Raw genomic sequence first — 15,862 nt, 5'->3', positions numbered from 1 at the left:
CGCACGTCGGTTCGTGCGTCCTTTCATAACGACAGGGCGACGGATCGCCTGATCTTCGGGTCAAGCCCGAGGATGACGATGGAGTAGAGGCATGGGCGCGCTGAAAACGTTTTGGATCGTAGCGTTGACCCTGCTGTTCGCCACGCCCGCCGCCGCCCAGACACGGGTGTTGGATGCCTTTGAGGGCCTTGCGCCGTGGACCGCCGACGCTTCGACTGATGTGGACTCCGCCGTGACCGCCGTCGCTGGCCATGACGGCAAGGCCATGCGCCTGACCTACGACTTCAACGGGCGTTCGGGCTACGCCTTCGCCGCTCGCGCCCTGCCGCTGACCGTGCCCGACAACTATGAGATCGCCTTCTGGGTGCGGGGCCAGGGACCAACCAATACGCTGGAGATCAAACTGGTCGACGCCAGTGGCGAGAACGTCCACTGGCGCCGCGTGCCGGGCTGGACGGCGCCCAACGGCTGGACCCTGTTCACCATCAAGAAGCGCCAGATCGCCTTCGCCTGGGGTCCGACCACCGACAAGACCTTCACCGGCGCCGCGCGCATCGAATTCGTCGTCACGGCGGGCGAGGGGGGACGCGGTTTCATCGAGGTCGATCAACTGACGATCCGCGATCTGCCGCCCGAACCCTCGGTCGACCCGCGCCCTCTCGCCACGGCCTCCAGCACATCGGGCGCCGACGTCGCCGCCCGGGCGGTGGACGACGATCCGGCCACCGCCTGGCGCACCACCGGCCTGGGCGAACAGAGCCTGACGCTGGACCTGGGCTATGAGCGCGAATTCGGCGGCCTGACCCTGCGCTGGGCCGACAAGGGCGCCGCCTCGGCCTATCGCATCGAGACCTCGCCCGACGGCCAGACCTGGCGTCCGCTCGTTTCAGTCGTCGACGGAAACGGCGGCGTCGACTGGGTGCGCACGCCCGAGGCCTCGGCTCGCCATCTTCGCCTGACGTTGGCGCAGCGGCAGGGCGGCGACCAGACGGCCTACGCCCTGAACGCGCTGGAGATCGAACCCTTGGCCTTCGGCGAGACCCCGACCGCCTTCGTGACGGCCGTGGCGGGCGAGAGCCGCCGGGGTCTTTATCCGCGCGGCTTTCACGGCGAGCAGCCCTATTGGACCCTGGTCGGCGTCGACGGCGGCGGCGAGAGCGGCCTGATCGGCGAGGACGGCGCCATCGAACTGCGCCGCTCCGGCCCGTCCATCGAACCCTTCGTCTTGCAGAACGGCCGTTTGGTCACCTGGGCCGACGTCAACATCACCCAGAGCCAACGCGACCGCGACCTGCCCATCCCGGCCGTGACCTGGGCCGCCGACGACTGGCGGCTGACCGTCACCGCCTTCGCCGACGGAACGCCTGAGCGGGCGCAGCTCTATGGCCGCTATGATCTGACCAACACCTCGACCCGGCCGCTGACCCTGACCTTGGCGCTGGCCGCGCGGCCGTATCAGGTCAACGGCCCGCTGCAATTCCTGGCCATTCCCGGCGGCGTCGGCCCGATCCGGCGGGCGGACTGGAACGGCGCGGCCCTGGTCCTCAATGACGATATCCGCGTCAGCGCCCTGGCCCGTCCCGACGTCGTCGTCGCCGCGACCTTCGACGCGGGCGCCGATCCGCAGAGCCTGCTGGCGACCGGCCGTCGTTCACCCGCGGCCGAACGACTGATCGTGGACGACGCCTCGGACCTGATGTCCGGCGCCCTGCTGTACGATGTGACGCTGCGGCCCGGCGAAACCCGCACCTTCGGCTGGACGGCGCCCCTGTCCGGGCCTGCGCCCGCCCTGCCCGCCGCCGGTTCGGCAGAGGCGGTTCTGGGCGCCGTCGAGGGCCGGGTCGCCGCCGCCTGGCGGGAAAAGCTGGACCGCGTCGATCTGATCCTGCCGCCCCAGGCCCAGCGTATCGAGGACACGGTCCGCTCGTCCCTGGCCCATATGCTGATGTCGCGTCAGGGACCCAGCCTCCAGCCTGGCACCCGCAGCTACAACCGCAGTTGGATCCGCGACGGGGCCATGATGGCCGAGGGGCTGAACCGTCTGGGCCACGCCGATCTGTCGGCCGCCTATCTGCGCTGGTACGCTCCGCGCGTCTTCGACAACGGCAAGGTGCCGTGCTGCGTCGATGCACGCGGCGCCGACCCCGTGCCCGAGAACGACAGCCACGGCGAGTTCATCTTCCTGGCCGCCGAGACCTGGCGCTACACCCGCGACGACGCCCTGCTGCGCCAGGTCTGGGAGCCGGTGAAGAAGGCCGTCGCCTATATGAACGCCCTGCGCGCCGAGACCCGAACTGAGGCGTATGAAGCCGCCGACAAGGCCCATCTGTTCGGGCTTCTGCCGCCGTCGATCAGCCATGAGGGCTATTCCGACCGCCCCGCCTATTCCTATTGGGACGATTTCTGGGGCCTGCTGGGCTATCGCGACGCCGCCTTCATCGCCGAGGTTCTGGGCGAAGAGGAAACGGCGGCCCAGATCCGCGTCTCGGCCGGTCAGTTCCGCTCCAACCTGATGGCTTCGATCCGCAACACGGCGACCCATCATGACATCGACTGGATCGCCGGCGCCGCCGACCGGGGCGATTTCGACGCGACCTCGACCACCATCGGCCTGTCGCCCGGCGGCCTGATCGACGACCTGCCGCGGGATCTGCTGCACCGGACGTTCGACAAATACTGGGCGAATTTCCAGGATCGTCTGTCCAACCGTCAGGACTGGGACGTCTACACCCCCTATGAGCTGCGCGTCGTCGGCGCCTTCGTGCGCCTGGGCCAGAGGGATCGCGCGCTGGAGGCCCTGGACTGGTTCTTCCACGACGTGCGGCCCCAGGCCTGGAACGGCTGGGCCGAGGTGGCCGGGCGCGACGAACGTCGCCCGGTCTTCATCGGCGACATGCCCCATGCGTGGATCAGTTCGGACTACATCCGTTCGGCGCTGGATCTTCTGGCCTATGAACGCGACAGCGACCATGCGCTGGTTCTGGCGGCGGGCGTTCCCCTGGCCTGGATCGACAGCGAGACCGGCGTGGGCGTCGAGCGGCTGCGCACCCCCTATGGCGCCCTGTCCTATCGGCTGAAGCGGGAAGGGCAGGGATACGTTCTGACCCTGTCCCCCGGCGCCGTCCCGCCCGGCGGCTTCGTCTTACGCTGGCCCGAAGGCGCGACGCCGCCCGCGCGCGTCATGATCGACGGCCGTGACGCGGCCTGGACCGACGGCGAACTGTCGATCCCGGTCGGCGCGCGACGGGTCGAGATGCGCTGACCTCTTCCTTCTCCTGCAAGGGGAGAAGGATCAGATGCGCTGGAACGCCGTTCCGTCCGCGTCGAACAGATGCGCCTTGTCCGCTGCCACGTGCAGCGCCATCGCATCCCCCGCTCTGGGCCGCATGTCCCCCGGCAACTGCACCGTCAGGGTTTCGCTCGCGCCCGGGTGCCGCACATAGGCGTAGGTGGCGTTGCCCAGGGTTTCGACAAAGTCCGCCGTGGTCTTCAGCACCCCGCCGTCGCCGTCTGACGTCAGGTGCTCGGGCCGCACGCCCAGGGTGACCATGTCGCCCGCCTTGGCTCCCGAGGCGTCGATCGCGACTTTCAGCGTCTCGCCGCCCGCCGTCTTCACCGTCGCGCCCGTGGCCGAGGCCTCGACCACCTCGGCGGCGATCAGGTTCATCTTGGGGCTGCCGATGAACTCGGCCACGAACAGGTTCTTAGGGTGCTCATATAGCTCCATCGGCGCGCCGACCTGTTCGATTCGTCCGCCGTTCAGCACCACGATCCGGTCGGCCAGGGTCATGGCCTCCACCTGATCATGGGTGACATAGACCATCGTCGTCTTCAGCCGCTGATGCAGGGCCGCGAACTCGTAACGCATCCGCACCCTGAGGGCGGCGTCCAGGTTCGACAGCGGCTCGTCGAACAGAAACACCTGCGGTTCGCGCACGATGGCTCGGCCGATGGCCACCCGCTGGCGCTGGCCGCCCGACAGAGCCTTGGGCTTGCGGTCCAGATAGTCGGTGATGTTCAGGGTCTCGGCGGCGGCCCGCACGCGGCGGTCGATCTCGGCCTTGTCCGCCTTGGCCAGAGTCAGGCCGAAGGCCATGTTCTCGTACACCGTCATGTGCGGGTACAGCGCATAGGATTGGAACACCATGGCGATGCCGCGATCCGACGGCGACAGGTCGTTGACGACCCGCCCGCCGATCTCCAGCGTCCCCGACGTCGCCTCTTCCAGCCCGGCGATGGTGCGCAACAGGGTCGACTTGCCGCAGCCCGAGGGACCGACGAAGACCACGAATTCGCCGTCGGTGATCGCCAGGTCCACGCCCTTCAACACCTGCACGGCGCCGAACGCCTTGGTCACGCCGGTCAGCCGGACGTCCGCCATGTTTTCCTCACCCGAGCGCTTGTTTCGCCGCCACCGTAAACGGTTACAGCCGCGCCGCAAGGCGCTGTCGCCGGACGATCATGAGGGAAGGAGATGGTGGATGCGACAGGGATTGAACCTGTGACCCCCTCGGTGTGAACGAGGTGCTCTCCCGCTGAGCTACGCATCCATCAGATCGGGGAGGCGCGGACATAGCCCGGCGCCTTGATGGGCGCAAGCCCTGCTGTCAGACCCCCGACAGGGCGCGCGCGACATAGTGGTCGACCACGATCATGTCGACCGCCTCTTCGATGTCGGCGAAGGCGTCGACGATGACGTCGGGCAGCAGCTCCTCGACCGGCGTGGGGGTGTAGCCGAAACTCACCCCGATCACCGGCAGACCGGCGTCGCGGGCGCAGCCGATGTCCGGTTCGGCGTCGCCGACCATGATCGAACGCGCCGGATCGCCGCCGACCAGACGCACCGCCTCGACCAGATGGGCGCCGCTGGGTTTCTTGGCGCTGACCCTGTCCGGGCCGACCACGGCGGCGAACCGGCGTGTCAGGTCCAGACGATCCAGAAGCATTTCCGACAGGTCGCTGCGCTTGTTGGTCACGACCACCAGGGTCGCGCCGCGGGCCGCCAGCCCGTCCAGCGTCTCGACGCAGCCCTCGAACGGCTGGGAATGGTCGGCGATGTGCTCGATGTAGTCGGCGATGAAGGCGTCATACAGCGCGGGATCGTTCGCCTGCTCGGGCGGCGCGCCCGCCAGGGCGAAACCGTGCGTCAGCAAGGCCCGCGCCCCGCCGCCGATCAGGTCGCGTGCGCCCTCCATCGGAACTTCGGGCAGACCCTTCAGCGCCAGCATCCGGTTCAGCGTCCCGACCAGGTCCCGATGGGTTTCGACCAGGGTGCCGTCCAGGTCGAACGCCAGGGTCCAGCCTTCCAGGTCGCGTTCGATCATCCTCGTCTCCCTTCGGGCCGCCCGATGGGTTAGACCTCCCGCAACGCCCTAGCCGTTGGACCGATTCATGACCACCCAGGCACGCGCCGCCATCATTCTCGCCGCCGGACAGGGCACGCGGATGAAGTCACCCCTGCCCAAGGTGCTGCACCCCGTCGGGGGCCGCGCCATGCTGGATCACGCCATCGACGCGGCCCAGGGGCTGGGCTGCGAGCGGATCGTGGTGGTGGTCGGCGACCATTCGCCCCAGGTCCGCGCCCATGTGGAGATGCGGCTGGGCGCCGCCGCCGTGGCGGTCCAGGATCCGCCGCTGGGCACCGGCCACGCCGTCCTGGCGGCCAAGGCGGCGCTGGCGGGCTTCGTGGGCCAGGTGGTCGTCACCTATGGCGACGTGCCCCTGTTGAAGGCCGAGGACATCGAGGCGGTGTTCGGCGGTCAGGGCGTCACCGTGGTCGGCTTCGAGGCGCGCGACCCGACCGGCTACGGCCGCCTGCTGATCGACGCCGACGGCGGGCTGGAGGCCATCGTCGAGCACAAGGAGGCGAACCCCGATCAGTTGAAGGTCACGACCTGCAACTCCGGCGTCATGGCCGCGCCCGCCGACCTGCTGTTCGACCTTTTGGCCCAGGTCAGGAACGACAACGCCAAGGGCGAATACTATCTGACCGACGTGGTCGAACTGGCGCGCGGACGCGGCGCCCCGACCCGCGCCGTCTTTGCGGACGAGGATGCGGTGATGGGCGTCAACGCCCAGTCCGAACTGGCCCAGGCCGAGGCCCTGTTTCAGAAGGTCCAGCGCGAAACGGCCATGGAACGCGGCGTGACCATGACCGCACCCGACACCGTCTGGTTCGCCTGGGACACCCAGATCGAGGGCGGCGCCGCCATCGAACCGAATGTCGTCTTCGGTCCCGGCGTGACGGTGGCGTCGGGCGCCCGCATCCGCGCCTTCAGCCATCTGGAGGGCGCGACCGTCGGTCCCAAGGCCGAGGTCGGTCCCTATGCCCGCCTGCGTCCCGGCGCGGACCTGGCCGAGGGCGTCAAGATCGGCAATTTCGTCGAGGTGAAGAACGTTACGATGGCCCAGGGCGCCAAGGCCAATCACCTGGCCTATCTGGGCGACGGAACGGTGGGGGCGGGCGCCAACATCGGCGCCGGGACCATCTTCTGCAACTATGACGGCGTCTTCAAACACCGCACCACGGTGGGGCAGGGGGCCTTCATCGGCTCCAATAGTTCGCTGGTCGCCCCAGTGACCATCGGGGCGGGGTCCATGGTCGGGTCCGGCTCGGTGATCACGGCCGATGTGCCCGACGGCGCCCTGGCCCTGGCACGCGCGCGGCAAGAGGTGAAGCCCGGCTGGGCCGCCCGCTTCATGTCCATGATGAGGGCCAAGAAGGCGCAAAAATCATGACCCCTCTCCCGGCGGGAGAGGGCTTGAGCGCCCGGGAGCGGCAGCGATCGGACTTGCGCGAAAGGGTGAGGGGTTTAGGTCTCGCCGTTTCGCACCGTAACCCCTCACCCTTTCGGCTTGGCGCATCGCTTCGCTCTGCGAGCCTCAAGCCCTCTCCCGCCGGGAGAGGGAGCCTTTCATGACTGTTGAAATCCAGAAAAAACTAGCCGGCGAGGCCGCCGCCCTGCGCGTCGAGAGCGGCATGGTCGTGGGCCTGGGCACCGGCTCCACCGCCGCCTGGTTCGTCAAGGCGCTGGCGGCGCGCGGCCTGACCGGCCTGCGCTGCGTGCCGACGTCCGAGGCCACCGCCGAACTGGCGCGCGACCTGGGCCTGCCCCTGTCGACGCTGGAGGACACGCCGCGCCTCGACCTGACCGTCGACGGCGCCGACGAGGTCGGGCCGGGTCTGGCCCTGATCAAGGGCGGCGGCGCGGCCCTGCTGCGCGAGAAACTGGTGTGGGAGGCCTCGGCCCGCTGCATCGTCATCGCCGACGCGGCCAAGGTGGTTCCGGTGCTGGGCGCCTTCGCCTTGCCGATCGAAGTCGTCGCCTTCGGCCACAAGACCACGGCCAACCGCATTCTCGACGTTCTGACCGACCACGACATCGCCATGCCCGCCCGCGTGCGCCAGGCCGAGCGCGGTCTGGTGCGCACCGACGGCGGCAATCTGATCTATGACGCCCGCTGCGGCGCCATCCACGACCCGGTGCGCCTGGCCGACGACCTGAAATTGGTCACCGGCGTCGTCGAACACGGCCTGTTCCTGGACCTGGCGGACGAAGCGATCATCGGCTTGGATTCGGGCGTGGACATACTACTTCCGTAACCTCAACCCGCTCATCCCGGCGAAAGCCGGGACCCAGTCCTTTCGTGGGGCAGGGTGCATGGGATAGGCGGCCTTTCTGATCGGCACGACCGATCGCCCAAAGCACTGGGTCCCGGCTTTCGCCGGGATGAGCGGATAAAATGAGCGAGACTTACGACTACGACCTCTTCGTCATCGGCGCCGGTTCGGGCGGGGTGCGGGCGGCGCGGCTGACGGCGCTGGGCGGCAAGCGGGTCGCGGTCGCCGAAGAGTTCCGGGTCGGCGGCACCTGCGTGATCCGCGGCTGCGTGCCCAAGAAATTCATGGTCATGGCGTCAGAGGTCAGCCACGCCCTAGAGATCGCCGAGGGCTATGGCTGGTCGTTCGAGGGCGCGTCTTTCGACTGGCCCAAATTCATCCAGACCAAGGATGTCGAGATCGCCCGCCTGTCCGGCATCTACGCCGCCAACCTGGGCAAGGCGGGGGTCGATCTGGTGCATGGCCGCGCCGTGCTGAAAGACGCCCATACGGTCGAAATCCTCAAGAAGGACGGCGGCCGGGATCGGATCATCACGGCAGAGAAGATCCTGATCGCCACCGGCGGCCGCCCGTGGAAGCCGGACGACCTGCCGGGCGTCGAACACGCCATCACCTCGGAAGAGGCCTTCCACCTGCCGGAACTGCCCAAACGCATCCTGATCGCGGGCGGCGGCTATATCGCGGTGGAGTTCGCGGGCATTTTCGCCGGACTGGGGGTCGAGACGACCCTGCTCTATCGCGGGCCGAATATCCTGCGCGGCTTCGACGACGACGTGCGCGCCCATCTGGCCGGAGAGATCGAGAAGCGCGGGATCAAGGTCATCCTGGGCAGTCGACACGCCTCCATCGAACAGACCGAGACCGGCCTGCTGAACCGGTTGGAGAACGGCCATGACATCGAGACCGACGTGGTCATGTTCGCCACCGGCCGGGTTCCGTACGTCCAGGGTCTGGGGCTGGAGACGGCGGGCGTCGCGCTGACTGAGAACGGGGCGATCAAGGTCGACGGCTTCTCCAGGACCACGGCCGACAACATCTGGGCCATCGGCGACGTCACCGACCGGATGAACCTGACCCCCGTCGCCATCCGCGAGGCGGTGGCTTTTCACGAAACCGTCTATCGCGACAACCCTCAGGCCTTCGACTACGACGCCGTCGCCACCGCCGTCTTCAGCCAGCCGCCGGTCGGCGTCGTGGGTCTGACCGAAAGCGAGGCGCGCCATAGCTGCCCCGGCGCGGTCGATGTCTATCTGACCCGGTTCCGGCCGATGAAATACGCCTTCACCGGCTCGGACGAACGGGTGCTGATGAAGCTGGTGGTCGACGCCGCCAGCCAGAAGGTCGTGGGCGTCCACATCGTCGGGCCAGAGGCGCCCGAGATGATCCAACTGGCCGCCATCGCCGTGAAGGCCGGCCTGACCAAGGCCCAATGGGACGCCACCTGCGCCGTCCACCCGACCATGGCCGAAGAACTGGTGACCCTGAAGGAGAAGCAGGCGTCAGGGCACGTCTCGGCGGGCTAGCGCTTCAGCAGACGATCCCGCGCCGCGTTCAGACGCGCGGCCAGGCCCTCGGTGCCGCCCTGGTCGGGATGGGCGCGGGTCATCAGCCGCCGCCACGCGGCGTTGATCGCGGTCTCGTCGGCGCCGGGGGGCACGCCCAGTATTGAGCGCGCCTCGGCGTCCGACAGGTCCGCGCGGGCAGGGGCGGGCCGTCTCTGGCGCGACGCCAGGGTCAGCCACAGGCCCGCGATCGACAGGCCGCCGCCGGTCAGCCAAGCCCCCTTCGACAAGGCCAGAACGCCCCCGGCGATGCAGACGGCGGCGACGATGGTCGCGGCGACGCGCCAATGACCCCGGCGCGGTCCCTCGGTCTGGCGGCCCAGCCGGATCAAGGCCCACAGGGCGATCCCGCCCAGCGCCAGCCAGATCAGGCTCAACTCACGCCGCCGCGTTCAGCGGGGTCAGGGCCTCGTCCAGGCCCAGGGCCTGCATCAGGTTGCGCAACTCCTGGCGCGCCGCGACATGGGCCAGGGACACCGCCACCGGCCGCACCTCGTTCGACAGGTCCGCCACCGTCAGGCCGAAGGGGAACAGCTCGCGATAGATGACCCGGTCGCGCAGGCCCGGCCCGACGCGGAAGCCGACCCGTTTCGCCAGCTTGTCCATCCGCTCTTGCAGACGGCGGCGGTTGCGCGCCTCGGCCACGGCCAGGCGGTTGGTCAGCACGACCCAGTCGATGGTCGCGTTGCGGCCCTGGGTGATGGCCCGGTGCTTGCGCGCCTCCCAGACGCTCTCGGAATAGATGGAGGGTTTTTGCAGCTCCAGCGTCACCGGATCGACCTGACCCAGCAGGTCGAAATCCACGAAACTGTCGTTCATCGGCGTGATGATCTGGTCGGCCCGCGCATGGGCCGTGCGCGACAGGGCGGTGTCGCCGCCCGGCGTGTCGATCAGAATGACGTCGGCGGTCTGTTTCGCCTCGGCGAAGGCGGTCTCGAACCGGGCCAGTTGCTCGGTCTCGTCGGCGCGGGCCAGGGCCTTGCCGTCGCCCATGTCCGGCTCGGTCGGCATCGGCAGGACATGGCCGTTCGCCTCGGCCCAGGTCTGGCGATTGGCGAAGAAGCGCGCCATCGACCGTTGGCGCAGGTCCAGGTCGATGATGGCGACCCGCCTGCCCGCGTGCAGCAGGCCGGTGACGATATGGATGGCCAGGGTGGACTTGCCCGCCCCGCCTTTTTCATTGCCGACGACGACGACCAGCGGCTGCGACATGCGCGATGAACCCGTGTGAAACGGCCGACGCGCGACTCACTGTGCGCCGGTCCAGGACCTTCAGAATCGGGCCGCGCCGGGCGAAGGTCAACGACAGGTTAACGTCGTGTTTGTGGATGGACTTGCAGGGGGTCAGGCCCCGCGACGGCACCAGGGGTCGGCCACGCGCGCGGCGCGGCACAGGCCGGCGGCGGCCTGGACGGGGATGGGACCGACCTTGAGGCGGGTCAGCCGCTTGCCGTTGACCTCGACCGCCTCGAAACGCGGCGACAGGCCCGGCAGCGCGCCGCCCTTGCTGATCTCGGCCCAGGCCGCGCGGGCGGCGGCTTCCGAGGAAAAGGCGCCCAGTTGGATCACCGTCGACCCGGCGGCGGACGCCAGGGCGGGGCGCAGACCGGCGCGTTCCGACGCTCGGCGCACGGCGGCCTGGGCCGCCACGGGCGCGGCTTCGACGGCGGTGCGGACCACGGCCTGACGCACGGCGCCTTCGACGGCGCCGTCACGGGCGTCCCACAGATCGTGGGGGTCCATGACCTGAACCTGCAAGGCCGGGCGCAGACCCGACTGGGCGGCGGTCGCCAGGACGGGAACCGAGGGCGCGTCGCGCGACACGGGCGTCATCGGCACGTCGATGGCCGCGACGGCGCGGGCCATGGACTCGAAACGGTCGGGATCGTTCTCGATGCCGCTACAGGCGCCGAGCGCCAGAGCGAACACGGAAGCCAGGACTGGACGGGACACGGGCAGGGCCATAAGCGGACCCTAGCGGGCAGGCTTTGAGGTCCCGTTGAGGAACAGGCTTAAGGCCGAAGGTTAATCGCTTCACCATGTCCGATGATCATCCGCTGCCCATCGTCCGCACCGTCGCCGATCTGCGCGCGATCGTGCGCGGCTGGCGCGGGCAAGGTTTCAGCGTCGGTTTCGTGCCGACCATGGGCGCGCTGCACCGGGGGCATCTGGGCCTGGTGGCCGAGGCGTTGCGCCGCGCCGACCGGGTGGTGGCCAGCGTCTTCGTCAATCCGACCCAGTTCGCGGCGCATGAGGATCTGGGGACCTATCCCCGACAAGAGGCGCGCGACGCCGAACTGTTGGCTGGGGCGGGCTGTCATCTGATGTGGGCGCCGACGGCTGTCGAAATGTACCCGGCGGGCTTTTCCACCCGCGTCGAGGTCGGCGGGCCGTCGCAAGGGCTGGAGACCGATTTCCGACCCCATTTCTTCGGCGGCGTGGCGGTGGTGGTGGCCAAGCTGCTGAATCAGGTTCAGGCCGACGTCGCCGTGTTCGGCGAGAAGGACTACCAGCAATTGATGGTCGTGCGCCGTCTGGCCCGCGACCTGGACATCGCGACCGACATCGTCGGTTCGCCAACGGCCCGGGACGATCACGGCCTGGCCCTGTCCAGCCGCAACGCCTACCTCGACCCGGCCCAGCTTGAGGTCGCGCGGCGCCTGAACGGCGTGCTGGCCCAGGCGGGCGCGCAGGCGGCCGTGGGCCGTCCGCTGGCGGCGGTCGAGAAGGACGCCCACGCCGCCCTGTTGAAGGCCGGCTTCGACCGCATCGACTATGTCGCCGTGCGCCGCGCCGACGATCTGGCGGCCTTCTCCGGCACGGTCGACGCCCCGGCGCGCATCCTCGCCGCCGCCTGGATCGGCAGGACGCGGCTGATCGACAATCTCGCGGTGGTTAGTGGTTAGTGAGACGTAGCCGGGATCATAGAGCTTCATGAGCCGTGGCTTGCGGTCAGAGCGTGACCCCACACTAACCACTCGCCACTAATCACCAACCACTCGCGCCTGATTACCCGATCGCCCCCACGCAGCCGTGCGGTTCGCCCAGCGGCAGGACGGCGTCGGTCAGGTGCAGGGACCAGCCGTGATGCGTGGCCAGGCCCCAGCGGCGGGCGCCCGCGCCGTCGCCGGCGTCGCCGCCCGCCGACACCACCACGCGGCGGCCCTTGGGCAGGGCGGCAGGGTCGATCTTGGCGACGGCCAGGGCCGTCGGCGTCTCGCCGCCGAAACCGTCGAACACCGTCAGACTGTCCCAATCGCGGCGTAGGCCGATCCACCAGGGATCGCCCGAGTTGACGGCCAGAACGGCGACCCCGCCCTCCTGGGCCGCGAAGGCCAGGGCGGCCTCAGGCGTGTGGGCGGTGCGGATCTCGGCCGCCGCGCCGAAACGCTGGCGGGCGCCGTCGAAGGCGCGGGCGGGATCGACCGGCGCCCAGACCTGAACCTTCTGGCGGCCCTGGCGCGCCAGGCCCCAGCCGACGATCTCGCGCCACAGATGTTCGACCGGCTCGACATTGTCGGGCGCGCAGCGGGCCAGCATGCGGTTCAGCACCGTCTGTTCGCGGTCGGGACGCAGCTTGGTGTGCGGGCCGGTTGGGGCGTCCTTGGCCTTGCCGACGCGGTCGGCCAGACGCAGGCGCTGCTCGAACAGGGCCAGCATCTGTTCGTCGACCAGGTCGATCTCGTGACGCAGGGCGGCCAGGGCCATCTGCTCGGGGGTCAGGTCGCGCGGATCGGCGGGCGCGGCGGGCCAGATCTGCTGGATGTTGGACTTGGACATGGGACTCTAGGCTTTCGGAGAAACGGAATTTCGATGCAGGCGAAAAGGCCGCTCTTGCGGAGCGGTCGCCGGCGAGACTGTCAGGAGCGTGTCGTGCCCGACGCCTCAGCCGGCGTATCGAAAGCCGTAAAAGCCGAAATAATAGCCGGCCGCGCGCGAGCGGTTCGTCAGTTCAGCCTTGGCGCGCAGCGAGGACATGGGTCCGGTTCCGTCGGGATCTTGGGTCGATCCACCCCATGCGGATCGCGCAAGGATCGTGCGGCGTCAAGCCGGAGCGATGCTCAACAGGACGAATCGCGTCCGATTGTCGGCGGAATCCTGAAGATCGTTGCGCAGAATCGACAGGCCATAGGCGTCGGCGGCGGGCATGGGCGCCACCGCCGCGCGTGTCGGGTCGTCCGCCTCGGCCACGATCTGGGCCGCGCCGGCGGTGTCGAAGGCCTCGACCGCCGCGATCCCCATGGCCTTCAGCGTATGGACGCACTGGCCCAGGGCGGCGGGGTGGCTTTCGGCCGTCTTGATGTCGGTCAGGCGCGCGCCGGGCGGGGCCATCAGGGCCAGGCGGATCGGCCTCCAGACCTCGGCGATCGGCTCCAGCTCCAGGGCCTCGACCAGGCTGGCCGCCGGTTCGACCCGGCCGATGGACGAGTTTTCGACCGGGATCAGGGCGCAGCCGCAGTCGCCCGAGGTCATGGCCTCGATGGCCGCCTCGAAGGTCGGAAAGCCGACCGGCGTGTCCCACGGGCGCAGATTGAGGCAGGCCTCATGACTGAACGCGCCTGGCGCGCCCTGATAGGCCACGCGCCCCGTGATCAGGGGCGGCGCCTTGCCGTCCGCGGCGCTGTCGACATGGGTCATGCGGGCCTCCGGTCTGACGCAGACCAGTTATGTATCGGAAGGCGCGCTGTCGATAGCGGTCAGGCCGCGGCCGAACGATCCTGACGGCCCGATTTCAACCGCTCGGCGACCAGGAAGGCCAGCTCCAGCGCCTGGTCGGCGTTCAGGCGCGGGTCGCAATGGGTGTGATAACGGCTGGACAGGTCGTCCTCGGTCACCGCCTGGGCGCCGCCCAGACATTCGGTGACGTTCTGGCCGGTCATCTCCAGATGCACGCCGCCGGGGTGCACCCCTTCGGCCTCGGCCACGTCGATGAAGCTGCGGACCTCGGCCAGGATGCGGTCGAACGGCCGGGTCTTATAGCCGTTGGCGGCCTTCAGCGTATTGCCGTGCATCGGGTCGATCGACCAGATGACGCGCTTGCCGTGGGTCTTGGCCGCCGCCATCAGGGCGGGCAGGCGATCGCCGACCTTGTCCGCGCCGAAGCGGCCGATCAGGGTCAGACGGCCGGGCGTATTGTCCGGGTTCAGCACGTCGATCAGCCGCAGCAGCTCGTCCGCTTCCAGCGTCGGGCCGCATTTCAGGCCGATGGGGTTCCTGATCCCGCGCATGAACTCGACATGGGCGCCGTCCAACTGGCGGGTGCGCTCGCCGATCCACAGCATGTGCGCGGAGGTGTCGAACCATTCGCCCGTGGCGCCGTCCAGGCGCGTCAGGGCGCTCTCCATGTTCAGCAGCAGGGCCTCGTGGCTGGTGAACACCTCCACGCGCGCCAGGTCGGGATGGGTGGCCGGGGTCACGCCCACCGCCTCCATGAAGGCCAGGGCCTCGCCGATCTTGTCGGCCAGGTCGCGGTATTTGGCGCCGTAGGCGTTGTCGGCCGCGAAGCCCAGGGTCCAGCGATGGATGTTGTACAGGTCGGCATAGCCGCCGCCGGCGAAGGCGCGCAGCAGGTTCAGCGTCGCCGCCGACTGGTTATAGGCCTTCAGCAGCCGCTGCGGATCGGGCAGCCGGTCCTCGGGCGTGAAGGCCATGCCGTTGATGATGTCGCCGCGATAGCTGGGCAGGGTCTGATCGCCGATCTGCTCCAGCGACGACGAGCGCGGCTTGGCGAACTGGCCGGCGATGCGGCCCACCTTCACCACGGGTTTGCGCCCCGCGAAGGTCAGGACAACGGCCATTTGCAGGATCAGGCGGAAGGCGTCGCGGATGTTGTCGGTCGAGAATTCCTTGAAGCTCTCGGCGCAGTCGCCGCCTTGCAGCAGGAAGGCGTTTCCGGCCTCCACCTGGGCCAGACGTTCGGTCAGCTTCCTGGCCTCGCCGGCGAAGACCAGCGGGGGCATGGCGCTCAGTTCGTCTTCGACCGCGGCCAGGGCGCGCGGGTCGGGATAGTCCGTGGGCATCTGCACCACGGGCTTGGTCCGCCAACTGTCGGGGTTCCAACGCATACTCATGGCGTCAAGATAGGCCGTCGAAAGGCCGGGAACAATGCACGGGCGGCGGTGCGGCCCTCAGCCGCGCTCGGCGGCCAGGGCGAACAGGCGGGCGACCTCGGCGTCGACCTGATCGGGCGCGTCCAGCTCGATGACCGCGGCCAGGCGTTCGGACCAGCTCTCTCTGCGCACCGAAGGCGACAGGCGAGGGGAGGCGTCCGGCTCCAGCTTCAGCCCCAGAAGGGCGCGCCCGCCCCTCAACGGCCGCGTCGCCGCGAACTGCACGGCGCGCGAAAAGCTGGTGTAGCCCTTGCGCTGGCCCGAGATGACGGTCGGATCGGTCCTGGCGATCCGCTCGACCGCCTCCAGGATCGCCAGCGACGCCGAGTCCTTCCACAAGGCCGCGCGCAGGGCCTCCGGCTCGTCCCAGCCCATGCCGTCCTTGGACGACCAGGCGTCCAGGATGTGCGCGGCATGGTTCTGACCGACGCCGTATTCCGCCTTCAGCCAGGCGGCCTGGGCGCGCGGCGTGGTCTCGGGACACGCCTTCATGATCTCGATCCAGGCGGCCAGGGGCTTGCCGGTGTTCTTCTCGAAATTGGCCTGGACGGTGGCGAACCACTTCTTCT

Annotated in this window: 14 protein-coding genes and 1 tRNA gene; 5 read left to right on the top strand and 10 right to left on the bottom strand. The window is 69.1% G+C overall.

Translation table 11 applies throughout. From position 1 onward, the window contains the following. Positions 1-91: 91 nt before the first annotated feature. On the top strand, positions 92-3,262 hold the full coding sequence (locus V7D63_RS01210; protein WP_333590432.1) for a discoidin domain-containing protein: 3,171 nt from the start codon (positions 92-94) through the stop codon (positions 3,260-3,262). Between the two features lie 30 nt (positions 3,263-3,292). Here V7D63_RS01210 and V7D63_RS01205 read toward each other — a convergent pair whose 3' ends face one another. The 3 genes from V7D63_RS01205 to V7D63_RS01195 form a co-directional block, all read right to left on the bottom strand. Next, positions 3,293-4,381 carry an ABC transporter ATP-binding protein gene (locus V7D63_RS01205; RefSeq protein ID WP_333590431.1) on the bottom strand — a complete coding sequence of 363 codons (1,089 nt, stop codon included), beginning with the start codon at positions 4,379-4,381 and terminating at the stop codon, positions 3,293-3,295. 94 nt (positions 4,382-4,475) lie between these two features. Then, positions 4,476-4,550, bottom strand: a tRNA-Val gene (locus V7D63_RS01200). Between the two features lie 57 nt (positions 4,551-4,607). Beyond that, the gene (locus V7D63_RS01195; protein ID WP_333590430.1) at positions 4,608-5,324 is read right to left on the bottom strand and encodes an HAD hydrolase-like protein; all 717 of its coding nucleotides are present in this window, start codon (positions 5,322-5,324) and stop codon (positions 4,608-4,610) included. 67 nt (positions 5,325-5,391) lie between these two features. On the opposite strand from V7D63_RS01195, the gene glmU reads away from it, so the two are divergent. The 3 genes from glmU (at position 5,392) to gor (ending at position 9,144) form a co-directional block, all read left to right on the top strand. Continuing rightward, on the top strand, positions 5,392-6,738 hold the full coding sequence (gene glmU / locus V7D63_RS01190; RefSeq protein ID WP_333590429.1) for a bifunctional UDP-N-acetylglucosamine diphosphorylase/glucosamine-1-phosphate N-acetyltransferase GlmU: 1,347 nt from the start codon (positions 5,392-5,394) through the stop codon (positions 6,736-6,738). 178 nt (positions 6,739-6,916) lie between these two features. After that, on the top strand, positions 6,917-7,603 hold the full coding sequence (rpiA, locus tag V7D63_RS01185) for a ribose-5-phosphate isomerase RpiA (protein ID WP_333590428.1): 687 nt from the start codon (positions 6,917-6,919) through the stop codon (positions 7,601-7,603). A gap of 140 nt (positions 7,604-7,743) precedes the next feature. After that, on the top strand, positions 7,744-9,144 hold the full coding sequence (gene gor / locus V7D63_RS01180; RefSeq protein WP_333590427.1) for a glutathione-disulfide reductase: 1,401 nt from the start codon (positions 7,744-7,746) through the stop codon (positions 9,142-9,144). Here gor and V7D63_RS01175 read toward each other — a convergent pair. From V7D63_RS01175 to V7D63_RS01165, 3 genes are all read right to left on the bottom strand, one after another. Further along, a complete protein-coding gene (locus tag V7D63_RS01175) occupies positions 9,141-9,560 on the bottom strand; it encodes a molecular chaperone DnaJ (RefSeq protein ID WP_333590426.1) in 420 nt (139 codons plus the stop codon). The genes gor and V7D63_RS01175 overlap by 4 nt on opposite strands. 1 nt (position 9,561) lies before the next feature. Further along, positions 9,562-10,395 (bottom strand): division plane positioning ATPase MipZ, encoded by an 834-nt coding sequence (locus V7D63_RS01170; protein ID WP_333590425.1) that lies wholly within the window; start codon positions 10,393-10,395, stop codon positions 9,562-9,564. A 132-nt stretch (positions 10,396-10,527) separates the two neighbouring features. After that, positions 10,528-11,136 carry an SPOR domain-containing protein gene (locus tag V7D63_RS01165; protein WP_333590424.1) on the bottom strand — a complete coding sequence of 203 codons (609 nt, stop codon included), beginning with the start codon at positions 11,134-11,136 and terminating at the stop codon, positions 10,528-10,530. A gap of 86 nt (positions 11,137-11,222) precedes the next feature. On the opposite strand from V7D63_RS01165, the gene panC reads away from it, so the two are divergent. Further along, positions 11,223-12,089, top strand: coding sequence for a pantoate--beta-alanine ligase (gene panC / locus V7D63_RS01160; RefSeq protein ID WP_333590423.1), 867 nt, complete (start codon positions 11,223-11,225; stop codon positions 12,087-12,089). Positions 12,090-12,192: 103 nt separating this feature from the next. Here the strand turns inward: panC and V7D63_RS01155 are convergent, their stop codons facing one another. From V7D63_RS01155 to V7D63_RS01140, 4 genes are all read right to left on the bottom strand, one after another. After that, a complete protein-coding gene (locus tag V7D63_RS01155; RefSeq protein WP_333590422.1) occupies positions 12,193-12,963 on the bottom strand; it encodes a chorismate mutase in 771 nt (256 codons plus the stop codon). Between the two features lie 264 nt (positions 12,964-13,227). Next, positions 13,228-13,821, bottom strand: a complete 594-nt coding sequence (locus tag V7D63_RS01150) for a prephenate dehydratase domain-containing protein (RefSeq protein WP_333590421.1) — start codon at positions 13,819-13,821, stop codon at positions 13,228-13,230. Positions 13,822-13,880: 59 nt separating this feature from the next. Further along, positions 13,881-15,254 carry a class II 3-deoxy-7-phosphoheptulonate synthase gene (locus V7D63_RS01145; protein ID WP_333590420.1) on the bottom strand — a complete coding sequence of 458 codons (1,374 nt, stop codon included), beginning with the start codon at positions 15,252-15,254 and terminating at the stop codon, positions 13,881-13,883. 57 nt (positions 15,255-15,311) lie between these two features. Beyond that, positions 15,312-15,862: DUF4287 domain-containing protein (locus tag V7D63_RS01140; RefSeq protein WP_333590419.1), on the bottom strand; the 551-nt coding region annotated here is incomplete at its 5' end.

Origin of the sequence: Brevundimonas sp. (assembly GCF_036732845.1) — a bacterium.
GTDB lineage: Bacteria > Pseudomonadota > Alphaproteobacteria > Caulobacterales > Caulobacteraceae > Brevundimonas.
The sequence above is the reverse complement of the archived record's forward strand: the minus strand, read 5'-3'. Positions and strand labels throughout refer to the sequence as shown.

Excerpts from the sequence above, each read along its gene's own strand:
- panC (WP_333590423.1), top strand. The coding sequence starts at position 11,223 with ATGTCCGATGATCATCCGCTGCCCATCGTCCGCACCGTCGCCGATCTG.
- V7D63_RS01150 (WP_333590421.1), bottom strand. The coding sequence starts at position 13,821 with ATGACCCATGTCGACAGCGCCGCGGACGGCAAGGCGCCGCCCCTGATC.
- V7D63_RS01170 (WP_333590425.1), bottom strand. The coding sequence starts at position 10,395 with ATGTCGCAGCCGCTGGTCGTCGTCGTCGGCAATGAAAAAGGCGGGGCG.
- gor (WP_333590427.1), top strand. The coding sequence starts at position 7,744 with ATGAGCGAGACTTACGACTACGACCTCTTCGTCATCGGCGCCGGTTCG.
- glmU (WP_333590429.1), top strand. The coding sequence starts at position 5,392 with ATGACCACCCAGGCACGCGCCGCCATCATTCTCGCCGCCGGACAGGGC.
- V7D63_RS01155 (WP_333590422.1), bottom strand. The coding sequence starts at position 12,963 with ATGTCCAAGTCCAACATCCAGCAGATCTGGCCCGCCGCGCCCGCCGAT.
- V7D63_RS01195 (WP_333590430.1), bottom strand. The coding sequence starts at position 5,324 with ATGATCGAACGCGACCTGGAAGGCTGGACCCTGGCGTTCGACCTGGAC.
- V7D63_RS01210 (WP_333590432.1), top strand. The coding sequence starts at position 92 with ATGGGCGCGCTGAAAACGTTTTGGATCGTAGCGTTGACCCTGCTGTTC.
- V7D63_RS01205 (WP_333590431.1), bottom strand. The coding sequence starts at position 4,381 with ATGGCGGACGTCCGGCTGACCGGCGTGACCAAGGCGTTCGGCGCCGTG.
- V7D63_RS01145 (WP_333590420.1), bottom strand. The coding sequence starts at position 15,254 with ATGAGTATGCGTTGGAACCCCGACAGTTGGCGGACCAAGCCCGTGGTG.
- rpiA (WP_333590428.1), top strand. The coding sequence starts at position 6,917 with ATGACTGTTGAAATCCAGAAAAAACTAGCCGGCGAGGCCGCCGCCCTG.